An 18,771-nucleotide genomic window follows, 5' to 3' on the forward strand; every position below is an offset into this window, starting at 1 on the left:
GGCCGGCAGCGCGGCGCGGCGAGGCGTCGTGGATGAACGGCGCCGTTGTGCGCCGGGTCAGCTTGTGGGACTGTCTGTTTCACCGTCGTCACTATCTCCGCTCTCGGCCGGGTAGCGGGTGGGGTGGTGATACTGATTCGTCCTAGGTTGGCCGACATCCAGTAGTGGTGGTGGGGTCCAGTGGGTTCTGCCGTCGGGGCCCATGGTGGTGTGCCAGCCGCCGGTGTCGGCCAGGCGGTTATCGCGGCCGCAGGCCAGGGTCATGGTGTCGATGTTGGTCAGGCCGTCATCGCGCCAGTTGGTGAGGTGATGGGCCTGCGAGCGCGAGGCGGGTGCGGTGCAGTTCGGGCGGGTGCACCCCAAATCCCGCCCGAACAGCGCGAGGCGCTGCGCGGTGCTGGCCGTTCTGGCCGCCCGACCCAGATACAAGGGTTGGCCGGTGTGCTCATCGAACACCGCGAGGTAGTTGTCCGACCCTTGGGCGGCCATCCGGATCAGGTCTTTGATAGGGAGTTTGGTCCCGGTGTGGGTGAGCGCCGTCCCGGCACGTTTTTCCAACTCGGCCACCGTGCAGGTGGCGACCACCGCGACGGGGAAGCCGTTGTGCACCCCGGAGGAGGAGGCCAGCATCATCCGGCCCACGAATTTGAAGGCGTCGTACTGGCGCTGCGCGAGGGTGCGGGTGTCGTTGTCGATCTGTTCCTGCGTCGGGATCCCGGCGTAGCAGGGGTGTGGGTCGGCGGGGTTGCACATGCCGGGGGCGGCGTATTTGTCGAACAGCACTTGCCAGTAGGCCCGGCCTTCGGGGTCGAGTTGGGCGGTGACGTCAGTGCGGCCGTCGGGCCGCTGCTTGCCCATGACGAACGAGCGTTTCGGGTCGGGCTCGCCGTCGTCGGGTTCGGGGCCGTCCTGATCCAACCGGTACAACAAATCCGCCGCGGCTTTGCGTAGGTCCTCGGGGGTCTTGACCCTCGCGTCGGCCACCAGATCCGTCTCGCACTGCGCCAGCGTGATGGGGTCGGCCGCCCATAACGGCAGCTTCTGGAAGAACCAGGTGATCACCGCGATGTGCTCGGCGTTGATCGCCCCCTCGGCCAGCGCGGCGGCGACCAGTTCCCACACCGGGCCCAACGCCTCCCCGGTGATGGCCGCGCGGGGGCCCAGGTTGTCGCAGTCGCGCACCCGCCGACGGGCTTCTTCGCGGCTGATGCGGTGCCGCACATGCAACACCTCAGGCCAGTCTTTTGCGCCGATGTCTTTGGCGGTGGCTTGGGTTTGGGCTGCGGCCAGGATCTGGTGATCGACCGCTTCGGCGGCGCACCTCAGGGTTTCGCGGCGCGACTGCACCTCCAACAATGTCCGCACATCCAGACCGCTGTAGTCCAGGGCCGCGAGCCGAGCCTGCGCGGCTTCGTAGGCGGCGTACGCCGCCTCGACAGCGGCCGGATCGGTCAATCCCATACATCGAACATTAGTTCGAAGCACCGACAAGAAGCCGCGGGAAATGTGACGCTAGTTGCCCACTGTTACCAGCGCAAACAAAGTGACCAAAGTTTTTCGAACCCGTTTGCCGAGGCGGCTCAGCCTTGCGAGGCGGCGGCCTTGCGGCGCTGGTACCAGTGCCAGATCATCGGCGTCACCGACGCGACGACGATGACGATGAAGATCGGCTCGATGAGCTTCTGAATGATGGCGAACTGGCCCAGCCAGTAGCCGAGCAGTGTCAGCCCGACGCCCCACACCACAGCACCGAGAACGGTGTAAATGGTGAACACGGCGAAGTTCATCTTTGCCGCTCCGGCCGTCAGCGGTGCCAGCGTGCGCACGATCGGCACGAACCGGGCGATGACGATCGCGAAGGGGCCGCGCCGCTCGAAGAAAGCGTGCGCCTCGTCGAGATACTTCTGCTTGAGGAACCGCGCATCCGGCTTGAACATCTCGACGCCGATGAACCGGCCGACGAAATAGCCGACGAGGCCACCGAGGACTGCCGCGATCGGGATGAACACGAGCAGCTGCCAGAGCTGGAAGTTGGCCTCCTGCATCTTGTCATCGGCGGTGCCGGCGGCCAGTTTGGCGGCGAACAGGCCGGCGACGAAGAGCAGTGAGTCGCCGGGCAGCACCGGGAACAGCACGCCGGACTCGATGAAGATGACCACCAGCAACCCGACCAGCGCCCATGTCCCGAAGTAGCCGATCAGCGTCATCGGGTCCAGGAAACCCGGCATGGCGGAGATGGTGGTCGTCATGGGGCCCAAAGATACCGGTGTCTGCAGGTGGTTCCGTCAACCGCACATCCCTCGTAGGGTCGGCGCATGGCCACTCACAGGGCAGTTCACGTTGCGCAGGCCGACGGTCCGCTCGCACTTGCTGACGTCGACACCGTCTCGCCGCCGCGCGACCACGTCCGCATCGCGGTCGCCGCGTGCGGGGTGTGCGGCACCGACCGGGAGTTCCACGCGGGCCACTTTCCTGGGCTGTCGTGGCCGATCACCCTCGGCCACGAGATCGCGGGCACCGTCGCCGAACTGGGCGACGGCGTCGAGGATTTCGCCGTCGGTGATCGCGTCGCGGTGGGCTGGTTCGGTGGCAACTGCAACCGCTGCGTGCCGTGCCGCCAGGGTCATTTCATGCAGTGCGTGCGCATGGAGGTGCCGAGCTGGCACTATCCCGGTGGCTACGCCGAGTCGGTCACAGTGCCCGCGACCGCACTGGCCCGCATCCCGGACGGATTCTCGTTCGCCGAGGCGGCCCCGATGGGCTGTGCGGGCGTGACGACGTTCAACGGGTTGCGCAAGACGCGCGCCAAAGCCGGTGACCTGGTCGCGGTGATCGGCATCGGTGGCCTGGGCCACCTGGGCGTGCAGTTCTCCCGGGCCATGGGCTTCGAGACCGTCGCGATCGCCCGCGGTCCCGAGCGCGAGGCCGCGGCCAAGGAACTCGGCGCCCAGCACTACATCGATTCGACCGCCGCGGACGTCGCCGCCGAACTGCAGCGTCTCGGTGGGGCAGTTGTGGTGCTCGCGACTGCCGCGAGCGCGACGGCGATGGCCGCGACCGTTGCTGGTCTCGCACCTGAGGGGCAACTCGTGACGGTCGGCGTCACCCCCGAGCCACTGCCGATCAGCCCGCTCGATCTCATCAACGGCGGCTTCTCGGTGATCGGGCATCCGTCGGGCACCGCGCGCGATATCGAGGAGACCTTGCACTTCGCCGCGCTGACGGGCGTGCGGGCCGTCGTCGAGGAACGGCCGCTCGCGCAGGCCGCCGAGGCTTTCGAGCGGATGAACAGCGGGCACGCGCGTTACCGGATGGTCTTGACCGTCTGACCGGGTGTCCCCGGGTGCCGCACTTCAGCTTCACGTGGCTGACATACTGGCCCAGACTGCAGGTTCGCCGAGAGGAAAAACATGCCCATCGCCACGCCCGAGGTCTACGCGGAGATGCTGGCCCGCGCCAAGGAGCACTCCTTCGCGTTCCCGGCCATCAACTGCACGTCGTCGGAAACCATCAACGCGGCGATCAAAGGTTTCGCCGACGCGGGTAGCGACGGCATCATCCAATTCTCCACGGGCGGTGCCGAATTCGGCTCCGGTCTCGGTATCAAGGACATGGTGACCGGCTCGGTCGCGCTGGCCGAGTTCGCCCACGTCGTCGCCGCCAAGTACGACATCACCGTCGCGCTGCACACCGACCACTGCCCCAAGGACAAGCTCGACGGCTTCGTCCGGCCGCTGCTGGCCATCTCGGCCGAGCGCGTCGCCCGCGGCGAGAACCCGCTCTTCCAGTCGCACATGTGGGACGGCTCCGCGGTGCCGATCGACGAGAACCTGCAGATCGCGCAGGAACTGCTGAAGCTGACGGCGGCCGCGAACATCATCCTCGAGGTCGAGATCGGCGTCGTCGGCGGTGAAGAGGACGGCGTCGAGGCCGAGATCAACGAGAAGCTGTACACCAGCTCCGAAGACTTCGAGAAGACCATCGACGCGCTGGGCTCCGGTGAGAACGGCAAGTACCTGCTGGCCGCCACCTTCGGCAACGTGCACGGGGTCTACAAGCCTGGCAACGTCAAGCTCAAGCCCGAGGTGCTGGCCGAGGGGCAGAAGGTGGCCGCCGCCAAGCTCGGTCTGCCGGCCGGCTCCAAGCCGTTCGACTTCGTGTTCCACGGCGGTTCGGGCTCGCTGAAGTCGGAGATCGAGGACTCGCTGCGCTACGGCGTCGTCAAGATGAACGTCGACACCGACACCCAGTACGCGTTCACCCGCCCGGTCGCGGCGCACATGTTCACCAACTACGACGGCGTCCTGAAGATCGACGGCGAGGTCGGTAACAAGAAGGTCTACGACCCGCGCAGCTACCTGAAGAAGGCCGAGGCGTCCATGACGCAGCGAGTCATCGAAGCGTGCAACGACCTGCACAGCACGGGCCGCAGCGTCTCGGCGGGGCTGGGCAAGTAGCCAGCACCGCTCACTGGCCGGTCATGCCGCAGGATTCGCGAAATCCTGCGTCGTGACCGGCCATTCGGCGTTCATGGCCGAATGGCCGCGGGTGAGCAGCACCGTGCCCAGCACCGCGACGGCGGCGATGGCCGCGATCACCAGCACCAGTGCGATGACCCAGCCCCAGCTGCGCCGGTCCTTCTGCGTCTTGCCGGTGCCGGGGATCACCTGCGGCGCGGCCGGGGGCATCATCTCGGTTTCCGGGTCCGGCAGCGGGGCGATGATCTGCGTCTTGCCGTCGAAGCCCGACGGCGCGGTGAAGCGCCGCACCGGGATGGTCGGGTCGGTCGCCGGGTCCGCGGGCTCGAAGATCTCGGTTGCCGCCGCCGCATCGTCGCCTGTCGAGGCAGCGCGCTGATCGGCATCGCGACGGTCGTCCGGTCCCGTCGGGTTCGACATGGCGGCTGGGTTCGACATGGGGGTGACTGTCCTCCCGAGATCAGATCGCGCACTTGGGCCTACGCGTCCTGGAGCAGGCCGCGACGTCCTACCAGGAGCTTAATCTCCCGCCTGCGGGATCTGAGCGAGCGGCCGCACGGCACAATGGCGGCCATGACGCGAATGGGTGATCTGCTGGGTCCGGATCCGGTGTTGCTGCCTGCCAACTTCGAGGCCGAGGACGCTCTCGCCGCCGGTAAATCTGCGACCGACGTTGCTGCGGCGCACCCGACGGCCTCTGTCGCGTGGGCCGCCCTGGCCGAGGCCGCGCTGGCCGACGGTCAGACGATCACCGCCTACGCCTACGCCCGGACCGGTTACCACCGCGGGCTGGATCAGTTGCGCCGCAACGGCTGGAAGGGCTTCGGCCCGGTGCCGTTCGCACACGAACCGAACCAGGGCTTCCTGCGGTGCGTGGCGGTGCTGGCGAAGGCGGCGGAATCGATCGGCGAGCAGGACGAGTACCTGCGCTGCCTGGACCTGCTGGACGACTGCGATCCGGCGGCCCGTGGCGAGCTGGGTCTCTAACTAGTCCGCTTCGCAGTGGCAGCCGTCGGCCTCCGGCGGCTCCACCTGGACGGTGGCGTGGTCGAGTCCGCGAGCGGACAGCACGGCGCGCGCCGATTCCAGCACGCGGGCGGAGTCCGCGCTGGACGTCAGATGCGCGGTGGCCATGTCCTTGCCGGGCACCAGGGTCCACACGTGCAGGTCGTGCACATCGGTGACGCCGTCGACGGCGGCCAGCGCTTCGCGCAGCTCGTCGACGTCGATGTGGCTGGGGGAGGACTCGGACAGGATGCGCAGCGCGGCGCGGGCCAGCGCGATGGCGCGTGGCAGCACCCAAAGCGCGACCAGCACGGCGACGACGACGTCGGCGTAGGGCCAGCCGGTCGTGACGTTCACGATGCCCGCGATCAGTACGCCGACGCTGCCGACGGTGTCGGCGACGACCTCCATGTAGGCGCCCTTGACGGCGAGGCTGCTGTCGGCGTCGGAGCGCAGTAGCAGGACCACGACGAGGTTCGCGAGCAGTCCCGCGAGGGCGACGACGATCATCGGCACACCGGGAATCTCCGGCGCGTTGCCGATGCGCTCGACGGCCTCGTAGAGGATGAACGCCGCGACGCCCATCAGTAGGACGGCATTGGCGACCGCGGTGAAGACCTCGGCGCGGTGCCAGCCGTAGGTGCGGGCGGCGGACGTCGACCCGCGGCGGGCCAGCAGGACGGCGCCGAGGCCCATGAACATCGCGACCAGGTCGGTCAGCATGTGGCCGGCGTCGGCCAACAGCGCGATCGAGTTGATCAACAGCGCCGTGGTCAGCTCGATGACGAAAAAGACGCTGAGCACGGCCGCGGCGATGATCATGCGGCTGGCGCGCGCGTTCGGGCCATGGCTGTGATCGTGTCCGGCACCCATGCCAGCAATATATGCAGAACTACGCATATGTCGCAAGGCGCCCCGGGATTTGTGCACGATCATCCGTGGTGACCGCGGAAAATCGTGCACAAATCCCTACCAGGCGGACCAGAAGCGGGTCAGGGCGCTGCCGATCATCGCGAGCCGCGGCGGCACGCCGGTCAGGCTGACGGCGGAGTAGACGACGTTGAAGAACATCCGGTTCAGTTCGGGGACGATCAGCAGCAGCATCAGGATCAGGAAGCCCCACTGCCGGGCGGGCAGCAGGGCGCGCTGCGTGTCGGCGCTCAGGTGCGGTTCCAGTGCGCCGTAGCCGTCCAGGCCGGGGATGGGCAGCATGTTCAGAAACAGTGCCGTCACCTGCAGGAATCCGAGAAAGGCCAGCCCCGCCCAGAACACCGGATGCTCGTTGTCGAACAGCACCGCGGTCGCGACCAGCAGGATGACGGCGAGCACCAGGTTGGCGAACGGTCCGGCCAGGCTGACCAGGGTGCGCTGCCGCGGCGTCATGTACTCGGTGCGCACGTACACCGCGCCGCCGGGCAGGCCGATGCCGCCGAGGGCGATGAACAGTGCCGGCAGGCCCAGCGACAGCAGCGGGCTGGCGTACTTCGCGGGGTTCAGCGTCAGATAGCCACGCAGCTCGACGTCGCGGTCACCGAAGCGCCAGGCGGTGTAGGCGTGGCCGAATTCGTGCAGACACAGCGAGACGGTCCAGCCGGCGATGACGAACACGAAGACGCCGGCATAGGCCAGCGGCCGCACCTCGGCGCCGCAGAACCAGGCCACGGCGCCGCCGGCGGCGGTCAGGGCCACGATCGCCCAGAAGACGGGGCTGGGACGGACTGCGCGCCGGACAGGCATGGTCATGACTGCAAACTAGCCGACCCGCAGCCATCCCTGGATATGGCGGTAGAACGCCGACCGGCGCGCCGGACGGGCGGCCGCCACGCCGTCGCGCTCAACCAAAACTCCGGTGCTCCCGAGCTGCGCCGCGCGGCCGGCAACCCAGCCCCGCCCCGGCCCCGAACGTCCGGCCCCGAGGGCCCGCGCCCGCAGTCCCGGCATGCCGGGCAGTGGCTCGATCACGACGCCCTTCGACTCGCCGTCGAACAGCACCGTGTCGTCGACGACGGCCTCTCCGGTGATGGCGTCGGCGGCCGACGGCAGCCAGCGCGCGGACCGCACGATCACCGCGCCGGTCTCGTCCCGGATCAGTGGAACACGTTGGGCGACACCGCCTCTGGCGCGACGTGCGGCACCCCAGCCACCTCGGGACAGAGGTGGGACGAAGCCGACCTCGACGTCGAGCCGGTCGTCGCGCAGCAGCCGGGCCAGGGTGGCCGACAGGTCGGCATGATCGCCGACGACGATCACCCGGACGGCGTCGTCGGGGATCGTCGGAGCGCTCGCCGACGGCACTGTGACGGCCGTCAGATCCGCCAGCGCACGGGGGATCCTGCGGTCGCCGAAGACCAGCGCCACGACATCGCCGGAGGCCTCTCTGGCGGTCAAGGCCTCTCCTCTCGTCCTGCTGGGATAAGGTTGCTCACCGGCTGCCACTGTATTCAGGCAGGTGATGCGGGAGGCAAAACGATGCCGGCAATCGTGCTCATCGGGGCCCAATGGGGTGACGAGGGCAAAGGTAAGGCCACCGATCTACTCGGTGGACGTGTGCAATGGGTGGTTCGCTACCAAGGCGGCAACAACGCCGGGCACACGGTGGTACTGCCCACGGGGGAGAACTTCGCTCTTCACCTCATCCCGTCGGGCATCCTGACACCCGGGGTCACCAACGTCATCGGCAACGGTGTCGTGGTGGATCCGGGCGTGCTGCTCAGCGAGCTGTCGGGGCTCGAGGACCGCGGTGTGGACACCTCGAAGCTCATGATCTCGGCTGACGCGCACTTGCTGATGCCGTACCACGTGGCGATCGACAAGGTCACCGAGCGGTACGCGGGCAGCAAGAAGATCGGCACCACCGGTCGCGGCATCGGTCCCTGTTACCAGGACAAGATCGCGCGCATCGGCATCCGGGTGGCCGACGTCCTCGATGAGGAGCAGCTCGTCAACAAGGTCGAGGCCGCTCTCGAGTTCAAGAACCAGGTGCTGGTCAAGATCTACAACCGCAAGGCGCTCGACCCGGCTGAGGTCGTCGAGAGCCTGCTGGAGCAGGCCGAGGGCTTCAAGCACCGCATCGCGGACGCCCGGTTGCTGCTCAACGAGGCGCTGGAGCGCGGCGAGACGGTTCTGCTGGAGGGCTCGCAGGGCACCCTGCTGGACGTCGACCACGGCACCTACCCGTTCGTGACGTCGTCCAACCCGACTGCGGGTGGCGCGGCGGTCGGCTCGGGCATCGGCCCGACCCGGATCACCACGGTGCTGGGCATCCTGAAGGCGTACACCACGCGTGTGGGCTCGGGCCCGTTCCCGACGGAGCTGTTCGACGAGTACGGCGCCTACCTGTCCAAGACGGGCGGCGAGGTCGGCGTGACCACCGGCCGGGCCCGGCGCTGCGGCTGGTTCGACGCCGTGATCGCCCGGTACGCGACCCGGGTCAACGGCATCACCGACTACTTCCTGACCAAGCTGGACGTGCTGTCCAGCCTGGAGACGGTGCCGATCTGCGTCGGCTACACCGTCGACGGCAAGCGCACCGACGAGATGCCGATGACGCAGGCCGACATCGCCCGCGCCGAGCCGATCTACGAGGAACTGCCGGGCTGGTGGGAGGATATCTCCGGGGCCCGCGAGTTCTCGGATCTGCCCGCCAAGGCCCAGGACTACGTGCTGCGGCTGGAGGAACTCGCCGGAGCACATGTGTCGTGCATCGGCGTCGGTCCCGGCCGGGACCAGACGATCGTGCGCCGGGACATCCTCGGGTGACCGAAGGATTCATCGACCAGCACGGCGGGTTCCCACGATTCGAGGTTGCCGACCCCGGCCCGGGGTTCGGTCGCTTCCTCGAGGGCATGCGGCGGCTGCAGGATTTGGCGGTCTCGGCCAATCCGGACAGCGACACCTGGGACGACGCCGCCGACCACGTCGAGGAACTGGTCAAGCTGCTGGCGCCGTTCCAGGCAGCTGAAGGCGTCGGCCCGGCCATCCGGGTGCCGTCGCTGCCGGGTGCCGGCAGTCTGCTGATGCCGCCGTGGACGGTCACGAAGTTCTCGCCCGAGGGCGTCGAAATGCAGGTCGAGTTCAGTCGCTACCACGTGGGCGGCAACTACGCCGTGCACGGCGGGGTGCTGCCGCTGCTGTTCGACCAGGCTTTCGGCATGCTGATCCACGCGGTCAGTCGGCCGATGAGCCGCACGGCGTACCTGCATGTCGACTACCGCAAGGTCACCCCGATCGACACGGTGCTGACCGCCAAGGCACGCGTCACCGAGGTCGACGGCCGCAAGACGTTCGTCGCTGCCGAACTGTTCGACCCTGAGGGCAATCTGCTGGCCGAGGCCAATGGCCTGATGGTCAGCCTGCTGCCCGGCCAGCCTTAGCGGTCGGCGCGTAGCCCGGGCCACCAGATGCGGGGGCCGATCAGGGTGAACAGCGCCGGGATGATGACGGTGCGCACCACGAAGGTGTCCAGCAGGATGCCCAGGCCGACGATGATGCCCAGCTGGGTCAGCACGATCAGCGGCAGCACGCCCAGCACGCAGAACACCGCGGCCAGCACGATGCCTGCGCTGGTGATCACCGCGCCCGTCGCCGAGACCGCCCGCACGATGCCCTGCCGGTTGCCGAATTCCGGGGTCTCTTCCTTGGCCCGGGTCACCAGGAAAATGGTGTAGTCGACGCCGAGTGCGACCAGGAACAGGAACGCGAACAGCGGGGTTCCGTTGTCCAGTGCGGGGAATCCGAACAGGTGCACGCTGGCCCAGCCGCCGACTCCGAGCGCGGCCAGCGCGCTGAGCACCGTCACCGCCACCAGGATCAGCGGTGCCAGGGCCGAGCGCAGCAAGACGTAGAGGACGGCGAGCACCACCAACAGGATCGCCGGGATGACGATCCGCCGGTCGTGCTGCGCTGCCGCCGCGGCGTCACGGGCCTGCGCGTCGGGGCCGCCGACCACGGCGTAGGCGTCGATTTGGTGCACCGAATTACGAAGGGCGTCAACGGTTTTGAACGCCTCTGGGGACGCGGGCGCGGCAGCCAGCACCACCGACCACTGATTCAGGCCCGACGCCGAGTGCCCCGCTGGTCTCGCCGACACCACGCCGGGCGTGCGGGTGATGGCCTCGGCGACCTCGGGGGCAGCCGCGATGACGGTGGTCGGGTTGGTCAGGCCGCTGGGGAAATGCGCGGCGAGGGTGTCGTAGCCGGCGACGGACTCGGCCTCGACCCGGAACTGCTGGGTCTGTGACAGGCCGACGGGCAGATTCACCAGCCCGGCGCACAGCACTACCAAGCCGGCCAGCGCCACTGTGGCGACGCGGCCGGGCCGGTGGGAAACCCCCGCGGCGATGCGGTGCCAGACTCCGCTTTCGGTGAGCGGCATGGCGTGTGAACCGGTTTCGGGGATGAAGGGCCAGAACAGCCGGCGGCCGAACAATCCAAGCAGCGGCGGCAGTACCAGCAAGACGAACACGGCGGCGACCACCAGGCCGGCCGCGGCCTGCACGCCGAGGCTGCGATTGGTCGGCGCCGAGGCGAGCAACAGCGTCAGCAGCGCCAGCACCACGGTGGCGTTGCTGGCCAGGATCGCCGGGGCCGCGGCGCGCCATGCCACCCGTAGGGCATCCCGATGGTCACGGCGCAGCGACAGCTCCTCGCGGTAGCGCGAAATCAGTAGCAGCGCATAGTTGGTGCCCGCTCCGAACACCAGCACGCTGGTGATGCCCGCAGTCGACCCGTCGGGATTCAGTCCCGTCGCGGCGGCCACCGCGGTACCGACGACGGCGCCCACCTGATCGGCGAAGCCGATCACCAACAGCGGGATCAGCCAGAGCACGGGGGAGCGGTACGTGACGATCAGCAGCAGCGCCACCACTGCGGCGGTCACCGCCAACAGCGTGAAGTTCGCTCCGGCAAAGGAATTGGCGATGTCGGCGCCGAACGCCGGCCCGCCGGTGACCTGTGCCCGCAGTCCGTCGGGCAGCGACCGCGACACCTGAGACCGCAGGTCGTGGACCGCGTCGCGGAGGTCGAAGCCGGACAGGTCCGTCGCCAGTGGCGCGACTCGCAACGCCGCCTTGCCGTCGGTCGATACCTGCGCGCCCGGACCTGCCGCGGCGACATCGGCCGGGGTCAAGGGTGCGTCATCGGTGCGGGTCACCACGATGATCGCCGGCGCGGTCTCGCCGCCCGGGAATTGGGCGCGCAACGCGTCGGCGCGGGCGGACTCGGCACTGGCCGGCACGGCCACGGGCGACTTCGACGATGACTCCCCGCTGCCGAGCAGGGCCATCGCCAGACCGGAGAGCACCAGGACGATCAGGGCTGATGCCCATGCGATACGTGTGGACACCCGGAAAATATTTCAGATACTTAACTATTAATCAAATGAACTTCATGGACGCTATGCTCTCCGCGTGCCAACGCCGCCGGACCGCTCCGACCTGGAAGCGCAGATCTCGGCCGACGTGCGGGCGCTGACGGCCGAATCCGACCAGATCGGCCGGGCCTTCGCTGTCCAGAACGAACTGGGCGCCAATGACTTTCGGGCATTGCTGCACATCATGGTCGCCGAATCCGCGGGCACGCCGTTGACGGCGGGCGAGCTGCGCAAGCTGATGGGCACCTCAGGTGCGGCCATCACCTACCTGGTGGAGCGGATGATCGGCTCGGGACACCTGCGCCGCGACGCCGATCCCGCCGACCGGCGCAAGGTCATCCTGCGGAACGCCGACAAGGGCCTCGCCACCGGCCGGGAGTTCTTCAGCCCGCTGGCTCAGCTCAACACCCAGGCCCTGGCCGACCTGCCCGATGCAGACCTGGCGGCGGCACACCGGGTCTTCGGGGCGCTCACCGGAGCGATGCGGGCATTCCGTGCCGACACCGCCCCCGGTGAGCCGTGATCACACCGCGGACGAGGCCTTGAGAGCGTCCACGTCGGCTCTGAGCGCGGCCAGCGCGTCCACCACGGTGAGGTTCTGGCCGGCCGCGTTATGACCGAGCTGCGGCCAGCCTTTCAGGTTCGGGCCGCGGAGCTGGGTCTGGATGTCCTGCACGATGGCCAGGATCTGGTTGAGGGTTGCGGTGGTGGGGTCGGGCTGGGTCACGGTTCCTCCTTGCAGGAGTGAGATGAGTTGATCGAGGGTGCCCTGGAATGCGTTGCAGTCCACCGACAGATTCCCGATCCGGGCGGCGTCGGTGAACTGCAGGATCTGTGGGGTGGTGCCGCCGTACGGGAACCAGTAACGCTGATTGTCGTTGCCGGGATAGAGGTTTGACGCATAGCCGGTGCCGCTGACGTAGTTCGACGCGATCAGTCCGGGCACCCTGGAAAGATCGGGGGAGCCGATCTGTTGCCAGTACCAGTGCGGGATGTACGACAGCGAGATGGTCACCCCGACGTCGTTGAAGGCGTTGACCACCGCCCAGAAGTTGTTGATGTCGCCGGAATTCGCCTCGAAGTCGAGCATCGCGTACTCGCCGCCGTGATTGCTGAGCCACGTCTGGGCCTGCGCGGCCGGGCTGTTGGTGGTGACGTAGTGATAGCCGATGTGCGGAAAGTGGTTGTCCCGGCACCACTGTGCGATCACCGGCCAGTACGGGTCCCGGTAGTAACTGCCTTCGGACACCTTCTGCTCGATCCAGGAAAAGCCCTGGCCGGGCAGCGCAGAGACGAAGGCGATGGCGTCGCCGGCCGAACGAAAGTTGTTGTTCGACGTGTCCGGTCCGTACAGGGTCATGACGTCGGCCCCTGATCCACCGGTGTCCAGCTCGTCGTGCTCGCCAAAGCTTTTGTGTCGGCGGTGGATCCGTCGCTCAGCTGCACCGTCCATTGCAGCAAGCCGTCGGGATCATGCGTTGACGTGGCGATCGCGCCCGCTTGTTCGTATACCTCGCCCAGGGCTTCGGGTTTGCCCGCGGTGTTGATGGCGAATCCTCGCATTCTGCCGTGGAAGCATTGTCCCGCTTCGATTCTCGTTAACGCTCAGGGTCGAAGGGCACTTTCCACGATAGCGCGATCTCCGCTGCCGGGTTCGGTCAGGCGTTCTCCAACTCGGCGATCACGATCTTCTTCTGCCGCATCATCGTCTGGATCTGTGCGGGCCGGCCCAACAGTTGATCCATGTTCGACGGGATGATCTGCCAGCTGATCCCGAAGCGGTCCTTGCACCACCCGCATTGCTCGGACTCGGGTACGTGCGAGAGCCTCGACGGGCCATGTCGTGGCATCGGCGGTCGTGGTCCTATCGGTACTTCGGTGGCTTCTTCTGTTGAATAACGGGCTTGTCAACGATGCGGAGGGTCGGTCGTCTCGATGATGGGCCGGATCCCGCTCTTCTCGCGATCCGGAATCGATTCCGGGAAGTATTGTGGTGCAACGATTTTGCGGTCAGATTGCCCGGGTTGGTAGTAGTCGTGACTGTGCTGTCTGTTGGTGGCCGGCTTGGATGCTGCTCGGTCCGCTCGACAGTGAAGTGGTTGGCTGGATCGGCGGTGGTGTCCAGGTCGACGCCGCGGCGCCAGAGTTTGGTCGTGTAGATGGTGTGCCTGCCGAGTAGGCGGGCGGTGCCGGCTGCCATGGCGACGGCGGTCATGAGCGGCAGGATGATGGCGTATTGGCCGGTGAGTTCGAACAACGTGACCACTGCGGTGATGGGTGCGCCGGTGGCGCCGCCGAGGAGGGCGCCCATGCCGATCAGGCCGCAGGCGCCGGCTGCGATGGCCAGGCTGGGATAGAGATGGTGTGCTGCTACCCCGAAGGCGCTGCCGGCCATGGCCCCGATGAACAGGGTGGGCGCAAATACCCCGCCCGAGCCGCCGATGCCGATGGTGAGGCTGGTGGCGAAGATCTTGCCGACCATGAGCAGCAGGAGCATCGCTGCCGCGTAGCGGCCGTCGATGGCGTTCTGCAGGACGGGATAGCCGACGCCATACATCTGCGGCAGTGCGATCAGTAAGGCGCCCAGGGCAATTCCCCCGAGGGCCGGCCGGGCCCACTGTGGCCCCCGCCAGAGCCAATCGCAGGCGTCCTCGACCCAGTACAAGACTCGCGAGAACACCGTTCCCACGACGCCCGCGCCCACCCCGAGTGCGGCATATAGCGCGTATTCGACTGGGCGATGCACGGTGAATCCGGGAAGAGACAGGAACGGGTGATCGCCCATCAGGGCGCGCCCTACGACGGCGGCGGCCACGCTGGACAACACCACGACGCCGGCTGATTCGGCAGCGAATTCGCGCAGGATCAATTCGAGGGCGAAGAACACCCCGGCCAGTGGAGCGTTGAAGGTAGCCGAGATACCGCCGGCCGCTCCGCATGCGACCAGTAGACAAATCCGGTCGGTGTCCAAACGCAGCCATTGCCCCAGCGCGGAGCCGGTGGCCGAGCCGATCTGTACGATCGGCCCTTCACGTCCGACTGATCCGCCGCCCCCGATACACAACGCCGAAGCCACGGCTTTGACGATGGTGACTTGCGGTTTGATCCTTCCCTTGTTGCGGGCCACGGCGAACATCACTTCGGGCACACCATGGCCGCGCGCTTCCGGTGCGAAATGGTGTACGAGCGGGCCGTAGACCGCACCGGCGATCACGGGGGCGGCCAGCAGAAACCACCAGCCCAGCGCCGGCCAGTGCGCGCTGGGGACCCGGCCCAACGCCGAGTAGTCGGCATAGCCGGTGAACATCCGAGTGAAAAACTCGACGAGCCAACGAAACGCGACCGCGCCCAGCCCCGTGAGTGCGCCGACCATCACCGCCAATGGCACTAGCATCACCCTGCTGTGCAAAGCCCCGTGCACACGCCCAGGTCTGGGAGCGGTAGCGGCACGCCACCAATCGATGCTGCGTTTGATCACTATTGCAGTATGCAACAATAGCGCTACGTACGATAATCGGCTACCCGATTCGGCTGCGACGACGTCCCTGGGTGCAGTTGTTCAAGTGGCAATCGGACCGGGTCCGGCACTGGGCGGCCGACACCAGCTGGGTCGGCGTGCGACACGCTCTGAGGTGTGGGGTCTGGTCGGCTATCTGTCGAGGTGCAGACTAAAGTTGCATGGGAGGAGGGTCCGGTGAACGCACAGACCAAGACAACAACCGCCCAATCGGTCGATGCCATTACCGATGCCTTGATCACCGCGTCCCGGCTGTTGGTCAGCATCTCGGCACGCTCTATTGCCGAGGTGGACGACACGATCACTATTCCCCAGTTCCGGGTGCTGGTGATCTTGTCCTCGCGCGGCACGACGAACTTGGCGACCCTGGCGAGTCTGCTCGACGTGCAGCCCTCAACGATCGGCCGGATGGCGGAACGATTGGTTGCGGCGGGTCTGATCGACCGTCGCCCGCATCCCAACTCGCGCCGTGAACTGGTGGTCGAGCTGACCCCGCGCGGCCGCAAAGTTGTGCGCACGGTTACCGCTCGCCGACGGGCCGAAATCGTACGGGTCGTGGAGGCGATGCCGGCGCGGCAGCGTGAGGGCATGGTAGGTGCGCTCACGGCGTTCACCGAGGCCGGTGGCGAGCCTCCGGCCGAGATCGATTTCTAGCCTGAGGGTTTTGTGCGGCGATTCTGCGCGGCAGTCTGCGTATTGTGCGTTGTCGGGTGGCCTGGGTGGTCGATTCCGCGGCGCTAATGCGGTCGTTGCGGTGTCGTCCTCTCCGAAGCCGCGGGCGGACCGACCGTGCCCTCGGGGCGGGCGCGGTTGTGGGGTGGGCCCGCCCGCGGCGGTCTGCGGAACATCGGTTGCTGCTGCTTTGGCAGCAACGTCGCCTCGGAGCGCCTCTGCGGCATATCGCGATCGGTCACCCATGGCCGGATCGCCCGCCTCGACACTGGCATCACACTAGCATAGTGCCACAGTAGCAATAAGCACGTCTTCGGGGGCGGCCATCCGGCGGCGCCGCCCCGCCGTGTGTTTGAGGTTGCCCCCCTGGGGAATTCGCCTATGCATCAGGCGCCTGGGCTCTCGACCGCGGTCCTTGGTTTTGGCCGAGTGTCGTCGGCCGAGAGTGACACTCGACTGCCGTGGCGCTCGTGACCCGGTGCTAGTCATGGACGTTGCCGTCAATCGCGATAAGAGATTCTCTTCGAAGGTCAGAAGTGGGAGCTGGACGAAAACTATTGCAGCCGTCCAGAACTCGATTTGTATAACGATTCAATAACGGGGGCGCGCGCCTTGGGCGCGATGGAACGGTAGTGAAAACCGCTGATCAGACGGCCGTTTGTCGGAGTGCTGAGCGGTTCACCGCAACAATGAGCGGCCTTGATCCGCTGGTGGCTGTGTGTCTACTGTCAGCAAACCCGATGACTTGAACTGACGATGATCGATGACCGTTCGGTGGTGACTTTTATCCGTGATGCCCGATGTCAACTGCGCGCCCCGACGTGCCGAAACTGCCTTGCTGCGGACCCCTCGTGGCATGGATGCAATCGTGATCCGCAACATCGCTGCCGCCACCGGTGTGCTCGATGTGAACTCCACATACGCTTATCTACTGCTGGCCACCGATTTCGCGGCGAGTTCGATCGTCGCGGAAAAGGCGGGTGAAATCTGTGGATTCATCGTCGGCTACCATCCGCCGCAGCGGCCAGACGTGTTGTTCGTCTGGCAGGTCGCGGTGTCGCCGCACGCGCAAGGCCAGGGACTGGCGGGCGCCATGCTCGACGGGCTGGTACATCGCATTCGAACCGAACGCGGGGGCCATCCGGTCACCGTGGAAGCGACCGTGGCACCCGGTAATGCGGCCTCTCGCAGGTTCTTCGGAGCATTCGCCCGCCGTCATGGCGTGCCATTGACCGAACGTCAACATTTTGCCGCCGAGCTGCTCGATGCCGACGGTGGGCACGAAGACGAGCCGATGCTGCGGATCGGCCCACTCGTTGCGCCGCTGTCGAACTGATGACACCCGGCCCCCGGGACAGGCCCTGCGCTAAATGCGCTGTCCCACTGAAGTTTCTGTTATCGACTGAAAGGATCCTATCGTGCTTCTCGCCGACGCGGCACACCTGACCGAGAGTGGCCTCCCGGGCATCTTCGATGCAGTTGAGTCGGAGGTCCGCAGCTATTGCCGTGGCTGGCCCACCGTCATGGACACCGCCAGTGGTTCTTGGATTACGGACCATGAGGGGCGGCGCTATATCGATTTCTTCGCAGGCGCAGGGGCTTTGAACTACGGTCACAACAATCCAGCGCTCAAGCAGGCGCTGCTCGAATACCTCGGATCAGACGGGATCGTGCATTCGCTGGACATGGCGACATCAGCCAAACAGCGCTTTCTGGAGACGTTCCAACAGCTCATCTTGCGGCCGCGAGATTTGGATTTCAAGGTGCAGTTCCCCGGGCCGACGGGCACCAACGCGGTCGAGTCGGCGCTCAAACTCGCGCGCAAAGTCACCGGACGCGAATCGATCATCAGCTTTACCAACGCATTTCACGGCATGACGCTGGGTTCGCTGTCGGTTACCGGAAACTCCATGAAGCGTGCCGGCGCCGGCGTGCCGTTGGTCCACGCAACCCCGATGCCCTATGACAACTATTTCGGTGGTGTCACCGAGGACTTCCACTGGTTCGAACGAGTCCTCGACGATTCCGGTAGCGGCCTGAACCGGCCAGCCGCGGTGATCGTGGAAACCGTTCAAGGCGAAGGCGGTTTGAACATCGCCCGCGAAGAGTGGCTACGTGCGCTGGCGGAATTGTGCCGCACCCGCGATATCTTGCTGATCATCGACGACGTGCAGATGGGCTGCGGTCGCACCGGTCCCTTCTTCAGCTTCGAAGCCGCCGGGATTGTGCCGGACATCGTGACGCTATCGAAATCGATCAGCGGCTACGGGCTACCGATGGCATTGACTCTGTTTCGTCGCGAGCTCGACGTCTGGGCGCCGGGCGAGCACAACGGTACCTTCCGCGGCCACAATCCAGCGTTCGTCACGGCCACTGTGGCGCTCGAAACATACTGGAAAGAACCGCAGTTCAGTATCGATACCGCAGTGAAAGGTGAGCTGATCAGGTCGCGGCTCGAGGACATCGCAGCCCGCTACGAGGGCATCGCGGCCCGTGGCCGCGGCATGGCGCAGGGGCTGAGATTCGCGGACGCCCCACGCGCCGGCGAAGTATGCCGGAATGCGTTCGAACGGGGAGCACTGATGGAAACCAGCGGTCCGTCCGACGAAGTGGTCAAACTACTTCCGCCGCTCACCACGTCAGCCGACGATCTGCTGACCGGTCTGGACATCCTGGCCGAGTCCGTCGCGGCGACCCACGCGTGATCCGACTACCGCAGACTTAGACGA

Annotated in this window: 19 protein-coding genes; 9 read left to right on the forward strand and 10 right to left on the reverse strand. The window is 66.7% G+C overall.

The window, feature by feature from the left end:
* Window positions 1-57: 57 nt before the first annotated feature.
* Both A7G45_RS10435 and A7G45_RS10440 read right to left on the reverse strand, forming a co-directional pair.
* Window positions 58-1,461: an HNH endonuclease signature motif containing protein gene (locus A7G45_RS10435; protein WP_260936592.1), complete on the reverse strand. Its 1,404-nt coding sequence runs from the start codon at window positions 1,459-1,461 to the stop codon at window positions 58-60.
* Window positions 1,462-1,580: 119 nt separating this feature from the next.
* The gene (locus A7G45_RS10440) at window positions 1,581-2,249 is read right to left on the reverse strand and encodes a DedA family protein (RefSeq protein WP_053855402.1); all 669 of its coding nucleotides are present in this window, start codon (window positions 2,247-2,249) and stop codon (window positions 1,581-1,583) included.
* 66 nt (window positions 2,250-2,315) lie between these two features.
* On the opposite strand from A7G45_RS10440, the gene A7G45_RS10445 reads away from it, so the two are divergent.
* Both A7G45_RS10445 and fbaA read left to right on the forward strand, forming a co-directional pair.
* Window positions 2,316-3,329 carry an alcohol dehydrogenase catalytic domain-containing protein gene (locus A7G45_RS10445; RefSeq protein WP_260936596.1) on the forward strand — a complete coding sequence of 338 codons (1,014 nt, stop codon included), beginning with the start codon at window positions 2,316-2,318 and terminating at the stop codon, window positions 3,327-3,329.
* Between the two features lie 81 nt (window positions 3,330-3,410).
* Window positions 3,411-4,457, forward strand: coding sequence for a class II fructose-bisphosphate aldolase (fbaA, locus tag A7G45_RS10450; protein WP_260936598.1), 1,047 nt, complete (start codon window positions 3,411-3,413; stop codon window positions 4,455-4,457).
* Window positions 4,458-4,478: 21 nt separating this feature from the next.
* On the opposite strand, the gene A7G45_RS32685 is transcribed toward fbaA, so the two are convergent.
* A complete protein-coding gene (locus tag A7G45_RS32685; RefSeq protein ID WP_061003950.1) occupies window positions 4,479-4,916 on the reverse strand; it encodes a hypothetical protein in 438 nt (145 codons plus the stop codon).
* Between the two features lie 135 nt (window positions 4,917-5,051).
* On the opposite strand from A7G45_RS32685, the gene A7G45_RS10460 reads away from it, so the two are divergent.
* Window positions 5,052-5,465, forward strand: a complete 414-nt coding sequence (locus A7G45_RS10460) for a DUF3151 domain-containing protein (protein WP_064857299.1) — start codon at window positions 5,052-5,054, stop codon at window positions 5,463-5,465.
* On the opposite strand, the gene A7G45_RS10465 is transcribed toward A7G45_RS10460, so the two are convergent.
* The 3 genes from A7G45_RS10465 to A7G45_RS10475 all read right to left on the reverse strand — a co-directional run bounded on the left by A7G45_RS10465 (window position 5,466) and on the right by A7G45_RS10475 (window position 7,871).
* Complete coding sequence (locus tag A7G45_RS10465; RefSeq protein WP_260936603.1) at window positions 5,466-6,356, reverse strand: cation diffusion facilitator family transporter; 891 nt, start codon at window positions 6,354-6,356, stop codon at window positions 5,466-5,468. It abuts the gene before it with no gap.
* Window positions 6,357-6,452: 96 nt separating this feature from the next.
* Window positions 6,453-7,226, reverse strand: coding sequence for a site-2 protease family protein (locus A7G45_RS10470; RefSeq protein WP_260936605.1), 774 nt, complete (start codon window positions 7,224-7,226; stop codon window positions 6,453-6,455).
* A gap of 9 nt (window positions 7,227-7,235) precedes the next feature.
* On the reverse strand, window positions 7,236-7,871 hold the full coding sequence (locus A7G45_RS10475; RefSeq protein WP_377042042.1) for a peptidase M50: 636 nt from the start codon (window positions 7,869-7,871) through the stop codon (window positions 7,236-7,238).
* A gap of 81 nt (window positions 7,872-7,952) precedes the next feature.
* Here A7G45_RS10475 and A7G45_RS10480 point away from each other — a divergent pair, with 81 nt between their 5' ends.
* Window positions 7,953-9,242 carry an adenylosuccinate synthase gene (locus tag A7G45_RS10480; protein WP_260936606.1) on the forward strand — a complete coding sequence of 430 codons (1,290 nt, stop codon included), beginning with the start codon at window positions 7,953-7,955 and terminating at the stop codon, window positions 9,240-9,242.
* Window positions 9,239-9,856 carry a PaaI family thioesterase gene (locus A7G45_RS10485; protein ID WP_260936608.1) on the forward strand — a complete coding sequence of 206 codons (618 nt, stop codon included), beginning with the start codon at window positions 9,239-9,241 and terminating at the stop codon, window positions 9,854-9,856. Before A7G45_RS10480 ends, A7G45_RS10485 begins: the two co-directional genes overlap by 4 nt.
* On the opposite strand, the gene A7G45_RS10490 is transcribed toward A7G45_RS10485, so the two are convergent.
* Entirely contained in the window at window positions 9,853-11,826 is a 1,974-nt protein-coding gene (locus tag A7G45_RS10490; protein ID WP_260936610.1) for an MMPL family transporter, read from the reverse strand. The two genes, A7G45_RS10485 and A7G45_RS10490, sit on opposite strands and share 4 nt — an antisense overlap.
* Before the next feature lie 64 nt (window positions 11,827-11,890).
* Here A7G45_RS10490 and A7G45_RS10495 point away from each other — a divergent pair, with 64 nt between their 5' ends.
* Entirely contained in the window at window positions 11,891-12,376 is a 486-nt protein-coding gene (locus A7G45_RS10495) for a MarR family winged helix-turn-helix transcriptional regulator (protein ID WP_260936612.1), read from the forward strand.
* Here the strand turns inward: A7G45_RS10495 and A7G45_RS10500 are convergent, their stop codons facing one another.
* The 3 genes from A7G45_RS10500 to A7G45_RS10510 all read right to left on the reverse strand — a co-directional run bounded on the left by A7G45_RS10500 (window position 12,377) and on the right by A7G45_RS10510 (window position 15,247).
* Window positions 12,377-13,306 (reverse strand): GH25 family lysozyme, encoded by a 930-nt coding sequence (locus A7G45_RS10500; protein WP_260936613.1) that lies wholly within the window; start codon window positions 13,304-13,306, stop codon window positions 12,377-12,379. It lies immediately after the preceding gene.
* 205 nt (window positions 13,307-13,511) lie between these two features.
* Window positions 13,512-13,703 carry a VOC family protein gene (locus A7G45_RS10505; protein WP_260936615.1) on the reverse strand — a complete coding sequence of 64 codons (192 nt, stop codon included), beginning with the start codon at window positions 13,701-13,703 and terminating at the stop codon, window positions 13,512-13,514.
* A gap of 14 nt (window positions 13,704-13,717) precedes the next feature.
* A complete protein-coding gene (locus A7G45_RS10510) occupies window positions 13,718-15,247 on the reverse strand; it encodes a chloride channel protein (protein WP_260936617.1) in 1,530 nt (509 codons plus the stop codon).
* A 300-nt stretch (window positions 15,248-15,547) separates the two neighbouring features.
* On the opposite strand from A7G45_RS10510, the gene A7G45_RS10515 reads away from it, so the two are divergent.
* The 3 genes from A7G45_RS10515 to ectB all read left to right on the forward strand — a co-directional run bounded on the left by A7G45_RS10515 (window position 15,548) and on the right by ectB (window position 18,747).
* Complete coding sequence (locus tag A7G45_RS10515; protein ID WP_260936619.1) at window positions 15,548-16,024, forward strand: MarR family winged helix-turn-helix transcriptional regulator; 477 nt, start codon at window positions 15,548-15,550, stop codon at window positions 16,022-16,024.
* Window positions 16,025-16,835: 811 nt separating this feature from the next.
* Complete coding sequence (gene ectA, locus A7G45_RS10520) at window positions 16,836-17,378, forward strand: diaminobutyrate acetyltransferase (RefSeq protein WP_260936621.1); 543 nt, start codon at window positions 16,836-16,838, stop codon at window positions 17,376-17,378.
* A 79-nt stretch (window positions 17,379-17,457) separates the two neighbouring features.
* Complete coding sequence (ectB, locus tag A7G45_RS10525) at window positions 17,458-18,747, forward strand: diaminobutyrate--2-oxoglutarate transaminase (RefSeq protein ID WP_377042057.1); 1,290 nt, start codon at window positions 17,458-17,460, stop codon at window positions 18,745-18,747.
* Window positions 18,748-18,771: the final 24 nt, after the last annotated feature.

The sequence above is a fragment of the Mycolicibacterium llatzerense genome, from assembly GCF_025331195.1.
Taxonomy (GTDB): domain Bacteria; phylum Actinomycetota; class Actinomycetes; order Mycobacteriales; family Mycobacteriaceae; genus Mycobacterium; species Mycobacterium llatzerense.

Excerpts from the sequence above, each read along its gene's own strand:
- A7G45_RS32685 (WP_061003950.1), bottom strand. The coding sequence starts at position 4,916 with ATGTCGAACCCAGCCGCCATGTCGAACCCGACGGGACCGGACGACCGT.
- fbaA (WP_260936598.1), top strand. The coding sequence starts at position 3,411 with ATGCCCATCGCCACGCCCGAGGTCTACGCGGAGATGCTGGCCCGCGCC.
- A7G45_RS10470 (WP_260936605.1), bottom strand. The coding sequence starts at position 7,226 with ATGACCATGCCTGTCCGGCGCGCAGTCCGTCCCAGCCCCGTCTTCTGG.
- A7G45_RS10500 (WP_260936613.1), bottom strand. The coding sequence starts at position 13,306 with ATGGACGGTGCAGCTGAGCGACGGATCCACCGCCGACACAAAAGCTTT.
- A7G45_RS10445 (WP_260936596.1), top strand. The coding sequence starts at position 2,316 with ATGGCCACTCACAGGGCAGTTCACGTTGCGCAGGCCGACGGTCCGCTC.
- A7G45_RS10505 (WP_260936615.1), bottom strand. The coding sequence starts at position 13,703 with ATGCCACGACATGGCCCGTCGAGGCTCTCGCACGTACCCGAGTCCGAG.
- A7G45_RS10460 (WP_064857299.1), top strand. The coding sequence starts at position 5,052 with ATGACGCGAATGGGTGATCTGCTGGGTCCGGATCCGGTGTTGCTGCCT.
- A7G45_RS10465 (WP_260936603.1), bottom strand. The coding sequence starts at position 6,356 with ATGGGTGCCGGACACGATCACAGCCATGGCCCGAACGCGCGCGCCAGC.
- A7G45_RS10510 (WP_260936617.1), bottom strand. The coding sequence starts at position 15,247 with ATGCTAGTGCCATTGGCGGTGATGGTCGGCGCACTCACGGGGCTGGGC.
- A7G45_RS10480 (WP_260936606.1), top strand. The coding sequence starts at position 7,953 with ATGCCGGCAATCGTGCTCATCGGGGCCCAATGGGGTGACGAGGGCAAA.
- A7G45_RS10440 (WP_053855402.1), bottom strand. The coding sequence starts at position 2,249 with ATGACGACCACCATCTCCGCCATGCCGGGTTTCCTGGACCCGATGACG.
- A7G45_RS10435 (WP_260936592.1), bottom strand. The coding sequence starts at position 1,461 with ATGGGATTGACCGATCCGGCCGCTGTCGAGGCGGCGTACGCCGCCTAC.
- ectA (WP_260936621.1), top strand. The coding sequence starts at position 16,836 with ATGCCCGATGTCAACTGCGCGCCCCGACGTGCCGAAACTGCCTTGCTG.